Genomic DNA, 17,047 nt, shown 5'->3' on the forward strand with positions numbered 1-17,047 from the left:
CCGGGACAGGGCAGGATCGCGCAGCCGGCCTCTTCTCGTCAGTGAAGTCTCGGCTGCCGCGATTTCGCGGGTGATCATGCCCGACTTGGTATTTCGGTGAGTTGAAAAGAAGTCCTATTTGCGGGCAGCATTGCGGAAGGTCACCGACCCTTACCCATTCTGCCTTCCGGAGCCTCCATGGCCACTGATTCTCGTATTGCCATCCGTCGCGCGCCCTATGAAGACGAGGAGGCGGTGGTCAGAAGCCGTCTCGCCGCGATAAATCTCGACGAAGCGGCACGAAAGCGCGCCGGCGCCAAGGCTGCGGGGATGGTGTCGGCCCTGCGGGCCGATCCGGCGCCGCATCTGATGGAACGCTTTCTCTCCGAATATGGTCTCTCCACCGACGAAGGCGTGGCTCTGATGTGCCTCGCCGAGGCTTATCTCCGGGTGCCGGATGCGCATACGCTCGATGCCCTTATCCGCGACAAGATCGGCGGTGCCGATTGGGGCAGCCATCGCGGGCAAAGTGAATCGCTTTTGTTGAATGCCTCGTCCTGGGGCCTGATGCTGACCGGCCGCCTTTACGGATCGGAAGGGCAGGACGAGCAGACCGAGGCGCACCTCATCCATACGATGCGTCGCATGGTGCAGCGCGTCGGCGAGCCCGTCGTGCGCGCCGCCGTTGCACAGTCGATGAAGGTGTTGGGCGCGCAATTCGTGCTTGGGCGCAACATCGAGGAGGCCCTGCGCCGCGCCGAGCCGATGCGCGCCAAAGGCTATCGCTATTCCTACGATATGCTGGGCGAGGCGGCGCGAACGCACGAGGATGCCGAGGCCTATTTTCGCTCCTATTCGAACGCGATCAGCGCCATCGGCAAGGCCGCCAAGGCCGAGCGTGTCACGGACAATCCGTCGATCTCGGTGAAACTCTCGGCGCTCCATCCGCGCTATGAGACGGTGCAGAAGGAGCGGGTTCTGGCCGAGCTGGTACCGACGCTCGTCCAGCTGATGTGCCAGGCGAAGGCCGCCGGCATCGGTCTCACCGTCGATGCGGAAGAGGCCGACCGTCTCGATCTCTCGCTTCAGGTGATGGAACGGGCACTGTCGGAGTCCGAATTCGCCGATTGGGACGGCTTCGGTTTCGTCGTCCAGGCGTTCTCGAAAGCCTCTCTGCCGGTCCTTCATTGGATCGTGGATCTGGCGGAGCGTCTCGACCGCCGCTTCGCCGTGCGCCTCGTCAAAGGCGCCTATTGGGATTACGAGATCAAACAGGCGCAGATCCTCGGTCTTGCCGCCTATCCGGTCTTCACCCGCAAGCCATCGACCGATGTCTCCTATCTCGCTGGTGCGAGTTTTCTGCTCGCGCACTGCGACCGTATCTTCCCCCAGTTTGCCACGCACAACGCCCATACGGCCTGCGCCATTCTGGAAATCGCGCCGCCCGACGCGCACTTCGAATTCCAGCGTCTGCACGGCATGGGCGAGGCGCTGCACGAACGGCTAAGGAAAGAGACGGGCCGTCCCTGCCGCATCTATGCGCCCGTTGGCATCCACAAGGATCTGCTTGCCTATCTCGTCCGCCGGTTGCTCGAAAACGGCGCCAATTCCTCCTTCGTCCATCAGCTTCTCGACGAGGACGTGCCGGCGGAAAAGCTGGTCGAAGACCCGATCTCGCTGGTCGAGCAGGCAAAGCCCGTCGCCCATCCGCTGATCCCGCTGCCGCCCGACATCTATGAGCCGGAGCGCAAGAACTCCAAAGGCTGGAATCTCAACAATCCGCTCGATCTGGAGGCGCTGTCCGAAGCCATGAGGCCTTTCGAGGCGGCGGAATGGCGTGCAGCTCCCGTGATCGGTGGCGAGGAAAGCCATGGTAGCGCGCGAGATGTCTTCAACCCGGCGCACCCGGCCGAAAAGGTCGGCGTCGTCGTGGATGCGGATGCGGAAACCGCCAGACACGCCCTTGGCGTCGCCGCCGATGCGGTGGCGGCCTGGCAGGGGATCGGGGCGGATGCGCGCGCCCAGATTTTGGAGCGCGCCGCGACGCTTTATGAGGAGAACGCGGCCGAACTCATCGCGCTTGCCACCCGCGAAGCCGGCAAGACGCGTCTCGACGGTGTGTTGGAAGTGCGTGAAGCCGCAGATTTCCTGCGCTTTTACGCAAACGAGGCGCGCCGGCTCTTCTCCGAAGGCGGTGCAAGGCGGCACGGCCGCGGGGTTTTCGTCTGCATCTCGCCGTGGAACTTCCCTCTGGCGATTTTCACCGGTCAGCTTTCGGCCGCGCTTGTGGCCGGCAATGCCGTCGTCGCGAAACCCGCTGAGCAATCGCCTCTGACGGCGGCAAAGGCCGTGGCGCTTCTGCACGAGGCGGGCGTGCCGAAAGGCGTGCTCAATCTCGTGCCGGGAGAGGGCTCTGTGGTGGGTGCCGCGCTCACCTCCGATCCGAGGGTCGGGGGCGTCTGCTTCACCGGCTCGACGGACACCGCGATCTTGATCGACCGGGCTTTGGCGAAAGCGGGTCCCGTGCGCGCGCCGCTCATCGCGGAGACCGGCGGCCTCAATGCGATGATCGTCGATTCGACTGCGCTCCCGGAGCATGCGGTCCGCGATATCGTGCAATCGGCCTTCCAATCGGCCGGACAGCGCTGTTCGGCGCTTCGTGCTCTCTTCGTGCAGGAGGACGTCGCGCCGACGCTCTTGAAGATGCTGAAGGGGGCGACCGAAGAGCTCGTCATTGGCGATCCGTGGGATCCCGCGACCGATGTTGGCCCTGTGATCGATGAAGAAGCCCGGCAGACGATCGAAACCCATGTGGCAAAGTTAACAAGCGAAGGTCGGCTCCTCTTCACCCACGAGAAAATGCCGGGTGAGGGCAATTTCGTTGCGCCCGTCGCGCTTCGCCTCGATCACTTCGACGAACTCGAGCGCGAGATCTTCGGGCCGGTCCTTCACGTCATCACCTTCAAGGCGAAGGAGATCGACGCGGTCGTGGCGGCCATCAACGCGTCGGGCTACGGTCTGACGCTCGGCATCCATTCGCGCATCGACCAGCGGGTGGAGCGCATTTGCGACCATGCCCATGTCGGCAACATCTATGTGAACCGCAACCAGATCGGTGCGGTCGTCGGCGTGCAGCCCTTCGGTGGCGAAGGGCTATCCGGTACTGGTCCGAAGGCCGGTGGCCCGCATTATCTTGCCCGCTTCACACGGCCGGTCGAGGTGACCGCCGCTCCGCTTCGGGGCGACGAAGAGCGGCCGCAGGTCGCCGCCCTGGCTCCCGCCGATCTCGCGACCCTGCCGGATATGAGCGAGTGGGAGGCGAACTCCGCCCGGATCATGGTCCTGGCGAGCGCCGCCGGTGAATTGCCGGAACCTGCCCGACAAGTCGCGCATGAGGTGATTGAGGCAGCGCGGCCCGAGATTGCCGGCGTCGTGGCGTTGCCGGGCCCGACGGGCGAGGCCAATCGCCTGTCTCTGCATGGCCGCGGGCTGGCGCTTTGTCTGGGCGCGCCCCTGCCCGATGAAAACCCGGCCGATGAGGATGGAGCACGGTCGGGGGCGCTTCTGGCGCAGATCGTGACCGCACTCGCGGCGGGCAATCGCGCGGTCGTGCCGGCCGGTCTCGTCGATGCCGCCGTGGTGGCCTTCAAGACGGCTCTGGAACGTGTCGGCGCCCCGGCCGGTCTCGTCGTCGTGGTGGAGGGTGAGCCCGTGGCGCTTGCTGCTGGCCTTCAAGGGCTCGGCCTCGTCGCGTATGAGGGCGGTGGCACGCAGGCGAGAACGTTGCGCATCGCCCTGGCCGAACGCCAGGGCGCGCGGCTGCCGCTTCTGTCTCTCGCGGACGGCGTGGCGGCTTTCGCCACCGAGCGCGTCGTGTCGATCGACACCACCGCTTCGGGCGGAAATGCGACGCTTCTGACGCTCGCCGGCAGTTGAGGAGAGTTGCAGGCAAAACGCTTGCAACTCTCCACCGACTCCCTCGTTAGCCTAGACAACAGGCTGGACCTCGCTCCGGCCTGACCTAGCTCGAATTGTATCGCCGGCGGCCTTCCGTCGGTGGCGCCCTATGGAAACGTCCAAGCCGACAGGATCATGGAACAGGCTCTCAAACCCGCCGATCGCCTGCTGCACGCCCTCGCCGACAACCGCATCGCCATCGAGGCGGTGACGCCCGAGATCGACGGCGGCCGCTTTCCCGCCAAAGCCGCCATCGGGGAAGTCGTGGTCGTGGAGGCAGATATCTTTTCCGATGGCCACGACCTCATCGACGCAGCGCTTCTGACGCGCCGAAAGGGTGACAAGACGTGGTCTGAAACGCCGATGCGCCTCTATGAGAACGATCGCTGGCGCGCCTCCTTCGTACCCGTCGAGAACACGACCTACGAATATACCGTGATTGCCTGGCGCGATCTCTTTCGCAGCTGGCGTTCCGACGTGTCAAAAAAGAAGAATGCCGGTCAGGATGTGACCTCTGAACTCAAGGAGGGGCTGCATATTCTGAAGAAGGCGCTGTCTGAAAGCGACCGGCTCGATCCCGAAAGGCGGGCAAGGCTGCAGCGCGTCACCGAAGATATCGCCCGCCTTGCCGATCCGGCGCAGCAGTTTTCCGTGCTCATGGGCGAGGATCTTCTTGGTCTGATGACGGCCGGCGGACCGCGGAGCAACCTGTCGTATTACCTGCGGCTCCTCGATCTCTTCGTCGACCGCAAGCGCGCCGCCTTCTCAAGCTGGTACGAGTTGATGCCGCGCTCCCAGTCCGGGGATCCTGCCCGCCATGGCACCTTCGACGATGTCATCGCGCAGCTCCCGTACGTGCGCGATCTCGGCTTCGACGTGCTTTATTTCCCGCCCATCCATCCCATCGGCAAGACGAACCGCAAGGGGCGCAACAATTCGCTGACGGCGCGTGCCGACGATCCCGGCAGTCCCTATGCCATCGGCTCGGAGGAGGGCGGTCACAAGGCCATCCATCCCGAGCTCGGCACGTTTGAGGATTTCGACCGCCTGGTGAAGGCGGCCGCGGAGCACGGGCTGGAGATCGCGCTCGATTTCGCCATCCAGTGTTCGCCCGACCATCCCTGGATCAAGGAGCATCCGGAATGGTTTGATTGGCGTCCCGACGGCACCATTAGGTTCGCCGAAAACCCGCCGAAGAAATACGAGGACATCGTCAACGTCCATTTCTACCGCGATGCCATCCCGGGGCTCTGGCACGAATTACGCGATACCGTGCTGTTCTGGGTCGAGCACGGCGTCAAAATCTTCCGTGTCGACAATCCGCACACCAAGCCCCTGCCATTCTGGGAGTGGATGATCGCCGAAGTGCGCCGACGCCACCCCGACACGATCTTCCTGGCGGAAGCCTTCACGCGACCGAAGATGATGAAGCGTCTCGCCAAGGTCGGGTTCACCCAATCGTATTCTTATTTCACCTGGCGCAACAACAAGGCCGAGCTGACGGAATACCTGACGGAGCTCACCACCGGGGAATGCCGTCATTACATGCGGGTGAACTTCTTCACCAATACGCCGGACATCAACCCGTTCTATCTGCAGAACAGCGGGCGCGCCGGCTTCCAGGTGCGTCTCTTCCTGGCGGCGACGCTTGGCACGAATTACGGCATCTACTCAGGCTATGAGCTTTGCGAGGCCGCGGCGATGCCTGGGAAGGAAGAGTATCTCGATTCGGAGAAATACGAGATCCGTGCCTGGGATTGGGACAGGCCCGGCCACATCAAGGATGACGTGCGCCGCCTCAATGCCTGGCGCAGGGCTCATCCGGCGCTGCAGCAATTCAGCAATCTGTCGTTCTACAACGCCTACAACGACAACATTCTCTACTACGGCAAATACACCGACGATCTGTCGAGCTTCCTGCTGTTTGCCGTCAACCTCGACCCCTTGAACGCGCAGGGCGCGCATTTCGAGGTGCCGCTTTGGGAGTTTGGGCTGTCTGACGATGCGCCGATCATGGCCGAGGATCTGGTCCTCGACCGGCGCTTCACCTGGCAGGGCAAGATGCAACATGTCTGGCTCAACCCGTCCGAGCGCACCTATGCGGCCTGGCGCCTGATTTCGCCTCAAGAGCGGCTCACGTGAACGCAGGTCCGACAGAAAACATGCAAAAATCCAATCGTTCCGAGCGCCCCCATCATCGCATCGACGGAGTGATCGATCGCTCCGACACCGAATGGTACAAGGACGCGATCGTCTATCAGCTGCACGTCAAAGCGTTCCTCGATTCGAACGGGGATGGCGTGGGTGACTTTGGCGGTCTTCTCGAACGCCTCGATTACATCGAGAGCTTGGGTGTCACCGCGATCTGGCTCCTGCCGTTCTATCCCTCGCCCTTGCGCGACGACGGCTACGACATCGCGGACTACCGCGCGATCAATCCGTCTTACGGCACGATGCGCGATTTCCGCCGCTTCGTGTCGGAGGCCCATCAGCGCGGCATTCGGGTGATCACCGAGCTCGTCATCAACCACACCTCCGACCAGCATCCCTGGTTCCAGCGGGCGCGCAACGCGAAGCCCGGATCGGCGGCGCGCAATTACTACGTCTGGAGCGACACCGATCAGAAATACCAGGGCACGCGGATCATCTTCCTCGACACGGAGACCTCCAACTGGACCTGGGATCCCGTCGCGGAAGGATTCTTCTGGCATCGCTTCTATTCCCACCAGCCGGATCTCAACTTCGACAATCCGCGGGTGATGAAGGAAGTGCTGTCGGTGATGCGCTTCTGGCTCGATATGGGGGTCGACGGGCTCCGGCTTGATGCCATTCCCTATCTCGTGGAGCGCGACGGCACCAACAACGAGAACCTGCCGGAGACGCATGTCGTCCTGAAACAGATCCGCAGCGATCTCGACGAGAATTACTCCGACCGGATGCTGCTCGCCGAAGCCAATCAATGGCCGGAGGATACGCGTCCCTATTTCGGCGAGGGCGACGAATGCCACATGGCGTTCCACTTCCCCTTGATGCCGCGCATGTACATGGCGCTGGCGCAGGAGGACCGCCATCCGATCACCGATATCATCCGTCAGACGCCGGAAATTCCGGATCCCTGCCAATGGGCGATTTTCCTGCGCAACCACGACGAGCTGACGCTCGAAATGGTCACGGATACGGAGCGCGACTATCTGTGGCGCACCTATGCGTCTGATCAGAAGGCGCGCATCAATCTCGGCATCCGCCGCCGTCTGGCGCCGCTCATGCAGAACGATCGCCGCAAGATCGAATTGATGAATGCGCTCTTGCTGTCGATGCCGGGCACGCCCGTTCTCTATTACGGCGACGAGATCGGCATGGGCGACAATTACTTCCTGGGCGACCGCGACGGCGTGCGCACCCCCATGCAATGGTCGGGCGACCGCAATGGCGGTTTTTCGCGCGCCAATCCGCAGCAGCTTTATCTGCCGCCGGTGCAGGACCCGATCCACGGCTATGAAGCGATCAATGTCGAGGCGCAGCAATCCGACCCGTCATCGCTTCTGAACTGGATGCGGCGCATGGTGACCGTGCGCAAACAGCACAAGGTCTTCGGCCGTGGCGAGATGACGTTCCTCTATCCGGGGAACCGGAAGATCCTCGCCTATATCCGCAGTTATGAAGACGAAGACATTCTCTGCGTCGCCAATCTTTCTCGCTCCGCCCAGGCCGTCGAGCTCGACCTGTCGCGTTTCCGTCACCGGGTTCCGGTAGAGCTTTCCGGCCATTCTGCTTTCCCGGCGATCGGTGAATTGCCCTACATGCTGACGCTGCCCGGTTACGGTTTCTTCTGGTTTCTTCTCACCGAGGAGACGGACGTGCCGCAATGGCACACGCCCGCACCCGACGTCATGCCCGAATTCATCACCGTTACCACACGCGCCGATTTGAGTGCCGCGCTCTCCGGTCGCGACGGCCGCCAGCTCGAAGCCCAGGCGCTGCCTGAATTCCTGCAGCGCCAGCGCTGGTTCGCCGGCAAGGGCGGCACCATCGACGGGGTTTCGCTGTCGCCTCTGACGAGCGTGGCGGAGGGGCGCACCGCCATTGCGACCGTCGACGTGACGCTTCGCAACGAGGAGACGCAGCGTTACTTCCTGCCGCTCTCTGCGCTGTGGGGCGAAGAGAACCTGCATTTCGGAGCGCCGAAACTCTCTTACACGCTGGCCAAGATCAGACGGGGCCCGCGCGTCGGCGCACTTGTCGATGCGGCCTTTGACGAGGATTTCGCGAGAGCCCTGTTGAAGGCGATGGCGGCTGGTGAGCCGGTCGCCGCCAAGGACGGCGAACTCGTCTTTGCCGGCCAGGCCGATCTTGCAGAAGCAGCCGAGGAGACGGATGTCCGGCCGCTTGGCGTCGAGCAGTCGAACGTCTCCGTCATCATCGGCGACCGCGCGCTCCTGAAGGTCTATCGCCGGCTGCGCGAGGGCGATCAGCCCGAGGTCGAAGTCGCGCGTTTCCTCACCGATGTCGCCGGCTTCGACAACACGCCGCAGCTCCTTGGAACGGTCGAATACCGTTCGAACGACGGTGAGCCGGCGGCGCTTGCCGCGGTCTTCTCCTTTGTGCGCAATCAGGGCGACGGCTGGGCCGTTCTCGTCGATGCGCTCGACCGCGATCTGGAGGCGACGGCGCTCAACGCCGTGGCCGCCGCGGAGACCGCCCCGGCGGCAGCCCCGATTCCCTTCGGGCACCCGCTCGACCTGCCCATGAATATGGGGCTGCGCACGGCCGAAATGCATGTGGCGCTTGCCGCCGAAACCGATCTGCCGGCTTTCAAGGTGGAGCCCTTGGAGCAGGAAGATGTGGGCGCGATGGCCGTCGATGTCGCAAGCCTCGCCGATCAGGCGATCGAGCGGCTCGAGGCGATGGCGGCGACGCTGCCTGCCGAAACGCGCGAGATGGCGGCCGACCTCGCCGAACGGCGCGGGGCGCTTCAGGGCGAGCTGGAAGACCTCGCGTCAAGCCCCCCGTCGGGTGGCAAGTCGCGCATCCACGGCGATTATCATCTGGGCCAGGTCCTCGTTTCCCAGGCCGATATCGTCATCATCGACTTCGAAGGTGAGCCGCAACGCTCGCTCGCGGAACGGCGCGCGAAGTCCTCGCCCCTGCGGGACGTCGCCGGCATGCTGCGCTCCTTCGACTATGCCGCAGCCGCAGCCGAACGCCAGTTCCTGGCACGGCATATGGAGGTGCCCGAGGCGATCCGCGAACGCGCCCAGCAATGGCGCGACAAGGCTGTTGCTGATTTCCGCGCGAGCTACTTCGCCCGGATGGAAGGCGTGCCGACACTTCCGAACGACGAGGCGGCGGCAGAGCGCCTCTTGCGGCTCTTCCTCCTGCAGAAGGGCTTTTACGAGATCCTCTATGAGGCGGCAAATCGCCCCGATTGGATCGACATTCCGCTGCGCGGCGTTCTTAACCTGATCACCACTGAGGCAAAGCTATGAACACCTGGCGCAAAGAGATCCTGATCTCCTTTCCGGAGATCGACCGCTCTGCGATCGCTGCGCTGATCGAAGGGCGCCATGGCGACCCGTTTTCGCTTCTCGGTCCGCATCGGGCCTCTGCCGGCCTGAGCATCCGCACGTTTCATCCCGGCGCTGAGAGGGCCGAAATCCTCAGCATGGGGGGCGACGAGGTTCTGGCCCAAATGGAGCGCCTCGAGGCGGGCTTCTTTGCGGCCCTGCTCGAAGGGCAGGATCCGGGTCTCGCCTATCGCATCCGCTTCTATGCCGGCGATCAATCCTGGACCGTCGACGATCCTTATCGTTTTCCGCCGATCCTCGGCGAGCTTGATCTGCACCTCTTTTCGGAGGGGAACCATCGCCGCCTCTACGAGAAGATGGGCGCGCATCCGACCACGATCGATGGCGTTCAGGGCACGACCTTTGCCGTGTGGGCGCCGAACGCGCAGCGTGTGTCTGTCGTCGGCAGCTTCAACGAATGGGACGGGCGCCGCCACGTCATGCGCAAACGCGTTGAAAGCGGCGTCTGGGAAATCTTCCTGCCGGGTATCGGGCCGGGCGAATACTATAAGTACGAAATCCTCTCGCACGAAGGGCGGCTCCTGCCGCTGAAATCCGATCCCTTCGCCTTCTCTCAGGAAGTGCCCCCCTCGACAGCGTCCCGTGTCACAGGTCTTCCCGATCGCCAATGGCACGACGAGCACTGGATGCAGACCCGGCGCGCGCGCAACGACCGCGCCCAGCCGATCTCGATTTACGAGGTGCATCTCGGCTCGTGGCGCCGCGGCGACGGCAACGCCTATCTCGATTACGATGAGCTTGCCGATCAGCTCATCCCCTATGTGAAGGATATGGGCTTCACGCATATCGAGCTTTTGCCTGTTTCCGAACATCCCTTCTCCGGCTCGTGGGGCTATCAGCCGATCGGGCTCTATGCCCCGACCTCGCGCTTCGGCTCGCCGGAGGCGTTCGGTCGCTTCGTGGAGCGTTGCCACGCAGAAGGCATCGGCCTCATCATCGACTGGGTGCCGGCGCATTTCCCGACGGACGAGCACGGTCTCGCCCGTTTCGACGGCACCGCACTTTACGAGCATGCCGATCCGCGCCAGGGTTTTCATCGCGACTGGAACACACTCATCTACAATTTCGGTCGACGGGAGGTGCGCAACTTCTTGGAGGCGAACGCTCTTTACTGGATGGATGAGTTCCACATCGACGGGCTGCGCGTCGATGCCGTGGCCTCCATGCTTTACCTCGATTACAGCCGCGAGCCGGGCGACTGGGTCCCGAATGTCCATGGTGGCCGCGAGAATCTCGAAGCCATCTCGTTCCTGCGCGACACCAACACCAATGTCTTCGGGGGCTTCGAGGGGGCGACGACGTTTGCCGAGGAATCGACCGCCTGGCCGGGTGTGTCGCGACCTGTCGAAACGGGTGGCCTCGGCTTCGGCTACAAGTGGAACATGGGCTGGATGCACGACACGCTCGCCTACATCCACAACGACCCGGTGCATCGCCGTTACCATCACCATCAGATGACGTTCGGCCTGCTCTATGCGTTCTCGGAAAACTTCGTTCTGCCGATCAGCCACGATGAAGTGGTGCACGGCAAGGGCTCGCTCCTCGGCAAAATGCCGGGCGATGAATGGCAGCGCTTCGCCAACCTCAGAGCCTATTTCGGCTTCATGTGGACACATCCCGGCAAGAAGCTGATTTTCATGGGCTGCGAATTTGCCCAGGAGCGGGAGTGGAACCACGATCAGTCGCTCGACTGGCATCTCCTCGGCGGCGAGGGACACGCGGGCATGCAGCGGCTCGTGCGCGACCTCAACCATCTTTATCGCGATCTGCCCGCACTCCATCAGCGCGATTGCGAGCCTGCCGGTTTCCAGTGGATCGACGCCTCCGATGCCGATCAGAGCGTCTTTTCCTATCTGCGGCGCGGCGAGCGCGGCGAGGATGTCGTTGCCGTCATCTGCAATTTCACGCCGGTCGTGCGGCATGGCTATCGGGTCGGCCTGCCCTTCCAGGGACGTTGGGAGGAATGCCTCAACACCGATGCAGGCGTCTATGGCGGCTCCAATGTCGGCAATGACGGCGAAGTGCGCGCCGAGGATGTCGGGTGGCATGGTCAGCCGGCGTCGGCCGCTCTCACCCTGCCGCCGCTCGGCGTGATCGTCTTGAGATACCAGCCCTGAAACCTATTTCGACTTTCTTTTTAGAAGGATCAATGCATGTCGCGGCTTCGCGTGAGGCCCGGTACGCCCCATCCATTGGGGGCGACCTGGGACGGCTCTGGCGTCAATTTTGCCCTCTTTTCGGCGCATGCCGAAAAGGTCGAGCTGTGCCTGTTTGACCGGCAAGGACGACGCGAGCTCGAACGTATCCCTCTGCCCGAACACACGCATGAGGTCTGGCACGGCTATTTTCCGGACCTTCGTCCGGGCCAGCTTTACGGCTACCGAGTCTACGGGCCGTACGAGCCGAAGGCCGGCCATCGCTTCAATCCGCACAAGCTTCTGATCGACCCCTACGCCAAGGCGCTCTATGGCGAGTTGCGCTGGCATGAAGCCTGTTTCGGCTATCGTGTGTCCTCGTCGCGGGAGGATCTTTCCTTCGATCGGCGTGATTCGGCGCGTTCGATGCCGAAATGCGTGGTCATCGACCCGGCTGTGACCTGGGGCGCGGACGTGGCGCCGAAGACGCCCTGGTCCGACACCATCATCTATGAAGCCCATGTCGGCGGCATGACGGCCCTGCATCCGGAGATTCCGGGACCGGTGCGCGGCACGTTTGCGGGGCTCACCGATCCCGACGTCATCGATCACCTGGTCAAGCTCGGCGTCACCGCGATCGAGCTGATGCCTGTTCAGGCCTTCTTCGATGACGAATTCCTGGTGCGCAAAGGCCTGTCGAACTATTGGGGCTATAACACTGCGGCCTTCTTCGCCCCGGCACCCCGCTTCATCTCGCCAGGCGCCAGCATCCATGAATTCAAGACCATGGTGCGCAAGCTGCACGAGGCGAATATCGAGGTGATCCTCGATGTGGTCTACAACCACACCGCCGAAGGCAACCGGCTCGGCCCGACCTTGTCGTTCCGCGGCATCGACAATGCCAGCTATTACATTCTGGGCGACGATCCTCGCTATTATTTCGACACGACTGGCACCGGCAACACGCTCAATCTGCGCCATCCGCGTGTTCTGCAGATGGTGACGGACTCGTTGCGCTATTGGGTTGAGGAATGCCATGTCGATGGCTTCCGCTTCGATCTCGCGACGGCGCTCGGGCGCGACCGTGACACTTTCCACAACGATGCGGCCTTCTTCGATGCCATCCGCCAGGATCCGGTCCTGTCGCGCACCAAGCTGATCGCAGAGCCCTGGGATATCGGGCCGGGCGGCTATCAGCTCGGCAATTTTCCTCCAGGCTGGACGGAATGGAACGGCGCCTACCGCGATGTGGTGCGGTCCTTCTGGAAGGGCGACGACGGCATGCTGCCCGATCTCGCACGCAGTCTTCTCGGCTTTGCCGACCTCTTCGAACATCGTGGCCGCAAGCCGTGGGCGAGCATCAACCTGATCACCGCGCATGACGGTTTCACGCTGAACGACCTCGTCTCCTACAACGACAAGCACAACGAGGAGAACGGCGAGGACAGCCGCGACGGGCACGACGACAACCGCAGCTGGAATTGCGGCGTCGAAGGTCCGACGGATGATCCCGCCGTCCTGCAGCTGCGCGATCAGCAGCGCCGCAACTTCCTTCTGACGCTTCTCCTGTCCCAGGGAACGCCGATGATCGTCATGGGCGACGAGCAGGGGCGTACGCAGAACGGCAACAACAACGCCTATTGCCAGGACAATGAAACGAGCTGGATGAAATGGGCCGAGCTGCCCGAACGCGATCTTGCCTTGCGGGATTTCACCGCGGCCGCGATCGCCTTCCGCAAGGCCCATCCGCTGCTGCGCCAGACCCGCTTTCTGCACGGCGAGGAGGTTCCCGGCCGCGACATCCCCAACGTGCAGTGGCTGAAGCCCGAGGGCGGCTTCATGTCTGCGGAGGATTGGCAGGATGGTTTGCGCAAATGCATCGGCCTGATGCTGTGCGACGAAGGCACGAGCTGCGTGTTGATTATCATAAACGCGGCGCCGAACGATTTGAGCTTCCGGCTGCCGGAGGCCAAGGGCGTCGAGATGTGGCAGAGGCGGCTTGAAACGGTTCACGGCGAAGTTGGCGGCGCGGAATTTGCACCTGGCGCGGAGGTGACGATGACGGCGCGCTCGATGATTCTTCTTGAGGGCTGACCAAAGAGACCGGGGCTGACCTCGGCGAAAGGGCGAAGGAATGAGTGACACTCTCGACAGGCTGGCCGACGCCCTCGGGATCGAGACACGCTATTGGGCACTGTCCGGTGAAGAAGTCTTCGCGGGCGACGACACCAAAGAGGCGATCCTGACCGCGCTTGGTATCGACGCCGCGGAAACCGGCGAACGGCCAAGCCTGCGGCCGGCTCTCGGGGGGCTCGAGGCGCCGGAAAAGACCTGCTTCGTGCCCGGCTTTCTCGAAGACGGTCGCTGCTGGGGCGTCGCCTGCCAGCTTTATGGGCTGCGCACGGCTCGCAACTGGGGCATGGGCGATTTTGAGGATCTCGCACGGCTTGCCGAAATGCTCGCTGCCGATGGCGCCGACTTTTTGGGCGTCAATCCGCTGCATGCTCTCTTTCTGGCTCTGCCGGAGCGGGTGAGCCCGTTTTATCCTTCGAGCCGGCGCTTTTTGAACCCGCTCTATATCGCAGTCGACGACGTGCCGGGCTTCACGCAGGAGGACCGACCGCCGCAAAGCTGGCTTAATGAGGCGCGTGCCGCGACGCTCGTCGATTATCCGGGCGTGACGCGCCACAAGCTCTCAGCGTTGTGGCGGATCTTCAACCGCGAGCGCGAGCGGATCCTGGTCGATCAGGATTTCGCGCGGTTTCGCGAGCGTGGAGGCCAGGCGCTCTACGACCATGCCTTGTTCGAGGCCCTGTCGCTCGGGGGGCTCGCCTCACCGACGCCTGGCGGCTGGCATGTCTGGAGTGACGAGTTTCACAGCCCGGAGAGTGCTGCCTCTCGCGGCTACGCGGAAGAAAACAGCGATGCCGTGCTCTTTCAGATGTGGCTGCAATTCACCGCCGACGCGCAGCTGGCCGAGGCGCAGCGGCGGGCGCGGCGCGCGGGGATGCGGATCGGGCTTTACCTCGATCTCGCCGTGGGTGTCGCCCCCGACGGCTCGGCCACCTGGACCGACACCCGCACCACTGTGAACGGCATCACGGTCGGAGCGCCGCCGGACTATTTCAACGCCAATGGCCAGGATTGGGGGCTGGCGCCGCTCTCGCCCGCCGGGCTCCTGGACGACGATCTCGAACCCTTCCGGGCGCTGCTCGACAGCATGATGTGCCATGCTGGCGCGATCCGCATCGACCATGCGATGGGGCTCTACCGTCAGTTCTGGATCCCGCAGGGACTAGGCCCTGCGAAGGGCGCCTATATGCGCTATCCGCTGAAGGCGATGCTCGCCGTTCTCGCCGAAGTTTCGCAGGCTTATGAGAGCCTTGTCATCGGTGAGGATCTGGGCGTGGTGCCGGACGGTTTCCGCGAAGTGATGCGCGATACGGCGCTCCATGCCTACAAGGTATTCCTGTTCGAGCGCGCGGAGAGCCGTTTCCGGGGACCGCAGGAATATCCGCCGGCTGCGCTTGCCTGTGTCACCACCCACGATACGCCGAGCCTCCGTGGCTGGTGGACCGGGCATGACATCGACGTGCGCCTGGGGCTGGATCTCCTGCGCCCGGATCAGGCGGACAATGAAAGGCAGCAGCGGGCGGGCGACCGTCGGGCGGTGGCGCGGCTTCTTGCCGAGAACGGGCTTGGCGAGATCGACGCCGACGATGCGGAAGGTTCCGCAGGCGAGGCCGCCGTGCAAATCTCCAGGCTTTTGGCGCGAAGCCCCTCACGCCTTCTTGCCGTCTCCCTCGACGATCTCGCCGGAGCGCGCGACCAGCCGAACGTGCCGGGGACCATGGACGAACACCCGAATTGGCGTCGGCGTCTTCGCCTCGATCTCGACGAATTGCGCGCCAGTGAACTCTATCGGCGCACCATCGAAGCGCTCCGCGAAGAAAGGCCGCAGCCGTGATGCGGTGATGTCCTGGCGGGAACCCGATGTGCAGCCGTAAGACGTTCACGCAGAACGCGGTCTCGCCCTTGAGCCTCGCTTGCGTTCGGCCCATGGTGTGCCCGCGCGCCGGCGGGGGATGGTTCGGCGGGGGAGATTTTCAATGAGCAGAATCGATCCGGATGCGCTGGGCGGCCGCTTGGCCCGGCGCACGATGGCTTTTGTCCTGGCGGGGGGCCGGGGCAGCCGTCTGATGGAGCTGACGGACAATCGAGCGAAGCCCGCCGTCTATTTCGGCGGTAAGAGTCGAATCATCGATTTCGCGCTGTCGAATGCCTTGAATTCCGGCATCAAGCGCATCGCGGTTGCGACTCAATACAAGGCCCACAGCCTTATCCGGCATCTCAACCGGGGCTGGAATTTCTTTCGGCCCGAGCGCAACGAGACCTTTGATCTCTTGCCCGCCTCACAGCGTGTGGCGGAAGACAAATGGTATGTCGGCACCGCCGATGCGGTGACGCAGAATATCGATATCGTCGAAGACTATGGGCCGGAACTGATCATCATTCTTGCGGGCGATCACGTCTACAAGATGGATTATGAGATCATGCTGGCGCAGCATGTCGACAGCGGTGCTGAGGTTACCGTCGGTTGCATCGCCGTGCCGCGCATGGAAGCGACGGGCTTCGGCGTCATGCATGTCGACGCCGGCAACCGCATCGTGGATTTCGTCGAAAAGCCGTCCGATCCTCCCGCCATGCCCGACAACCCGGACCTCGCGCTCGCCTCCATGGGCATCTACGTTTTCCACACGAAGGTGTTGTTCGAGCATTTGCGCCGCGACGCCGACGATCCGGACTCAAGTCACGATTTCGGCCGCGACATCATTCCCCGGATCGTCAAGGAAGGCGGCGCGGTGGCGCATCGATTCGCCGAATCCTGCGTCATGTCGGGCGCGGAGCCCGAACCCTATTGGCGCGACGTCGGCACCATCGATGCCTTCTGGGAAGCCAATATCGATCTCACGGATTTCGTCCCCGGCCTCGACCTTTACGATCACAACTGGCCGATCTGGACTTACAGCGAGGTCACGCCGCCGGCGAAGTTCGTGCATGACGAAGAGGGGCGCCGCGGCTCGGCCGTGAGTTCGCTGGTTTCCGGCGGCTGCATCCTGTCGGGTGCGCGCATCGACAAATCGCTCCTGTTCACCGGCGTTCACGCCCATTCCTACAGCGAGCTTTGCCGCACTGTGGTTCTGCCGCACACCACGATCAACCGGCATGCTCGCCTCACCAACGTCGTCGTCGACCGCGGTGTCGTCATTCCGCGCGGCCTCGTCGTCGGCGAAGACCCGGAAGAAGATGCGCGCCGCTTCCGCCGCACGGAAAGTGGCATATGTCTGATCACGCAGCGGATGCTCGACCGCCTCGATTCCGAGGCATAGT

The 17,047-nt window shown here is 63.3% G+C and carries 7 protein-coding genes; all 7 read left to right on the top strand.

Going from position 1 to position 17,047, the window contains the following annotated elements; translation table 11 throughout:
- Positions 1 to 177: 177 nt before the first annotated feature.
- The 7 genes from putA (at position 178) to glgC (ending at position 17,046) form a co-directional block, all read left to right on the top strand.
- Positions 178 to 3,915 carry a bifunctional proline dehydrogenase/L-glutamate gamma-semialdehyde dehydrogenase PutA gene (gene putA / locus NYQ83_RS16240; RefSeq protein WP_261215863.1) on the top strand — a complete coding sequence of 1,246 codons (3,738 nt, stop codon included), beginning with the start codon at positions 178 to 180 and terminating at the stop codon, positions 3,913 to 3,915.
- Positions 3,916 to 4,071: 156 nt separating this feature from the next.
- Positions 4,072 to 6,078, top strand: coding sequence for an alpha-1,4-glucan--maltose-1-phosphate maltosyltransferase (locus NYQ83_RS16245; RefSeq protein WP_261215864.1), 2,007 nt, complete (start codon positions 4,072 to 4,074; stop codon positions 6,076 to 6,078).
- A gap of 68 nt (positions 6,079 to 6,146) precedes the next feature.
- Positions 6,147 to 9,422 carry a maltose alpha-D-glucosyltransferase gene (gene treS / locus NYQ83_RS16250; RefSeq protein WP_261216224.1) on the top strand — a complete coding sequence of 1,092 codons (3,276 nt, stop codon included), beginning with the start codon at positions 6,147 to 6,149 and terminating at the stop codon, positions 9,420 to 9,422.
- Positions 9,419 to 11,638, top strand: coding sequence for a 1,4-alpha-glucan branching protein GlgB (glgB, locus tag NYQ83_RS16255; RefSeq protein ID WP_261215865.1), 2,220 nt, complete (start codon positions 9,419 to 9,421; stop codon positions 11,636 to 11,638). Before treS ends, glgB begins: the two co-directional genes overlap by 4 nt.
- Positions 11,639 to 11,674: 36 nt before the next feature.
- Positions 11,675 to 13,750, top strand: a complete 2,076-nt coding sequence (gene glgX / locus NYQ83_RS16260) for a glycogen debranching protein GlgX (protein ID WP_261215866.1) — start codon at positions 11,675 to 11,677, stop codon at positions 13,748 to 13,750.
- A 40-nt stretch (positions 13,751 to 13,790) separates the two neighbouring features.
- Positions 13,791 to 15,623 (top strand): 4-alpha-glucanotransferase, encoded by a 1,833-nt coding sequence (gene malQ / locus NYQ83_RS16265; RefSeq protein WP_261215867.1) that lies wholly within the window; start codon positions 13,791 to 13,793, stop codon positions 15,621 to 15,623.
- Between the two features lie 142 nt (positions 15,624 to 15,765).
- A complete protein-coding gene (gene glgC / locus NYQ83_RS16270; RefSeq protein WP_128290347.1) occupies positions 15,766 to 17,046 on the top strand; it encodes a glucose-1-phosphate adenylyltransferase in 1,281 nt (426 codons plus the stop codon).
- Position 17,047 lies beyond the last annotated feature (1 nt).

This window comes from Afifella sp. JA880, from assembly GCF_025379905.1.
Lineage (GTDB): Bacteria > Pseudomonadota > Alphaproteobacteria > Rhizobiales > Afifellaceae > Afifella > Afifella aestuarii.

Coding starts and splice junctions, on each gene's coding strand:
- putA (WP_261215863.1), top strand. CDS start 178: ATGGCCACTGATTCTCGTATTGCCATCCGTCGCGCGCCCTATGAAGAC.
- glgX (WP_261215866.1), top strand. CDS start 11,675: ATGTCGCGGCTTCGCGTGAGGCCCGGTACGCCCCATCCATTGGGGGCG.
- glgC (WP_128290347.1), top strand. CDS start 15,766: ATGAGCAGAATCGATCCGGATGCGCTGGGCGGCCGCTTGGCCCGGCGC.
- glgB (WP_261215865.1), top strand. CDS start 9,419: ATGAACACCTGGCGCAAAGAGATCCTGATCTCCTTTCCGGAGATCGAC.
- NYQ83_RS16245 (WP_261215864.1), top strand. CDS start 4,072: ATGGAACAGGCTCTCAAACCCGCCGATCGCCTGCTGCACGCCCTCGCC.
- malQ (WP_261215867.1), top strand. CDS start 13,791: ATGAGTGACACTCTCGACAGGCTGGCCGACGCCCTCGGGATCGAGACA.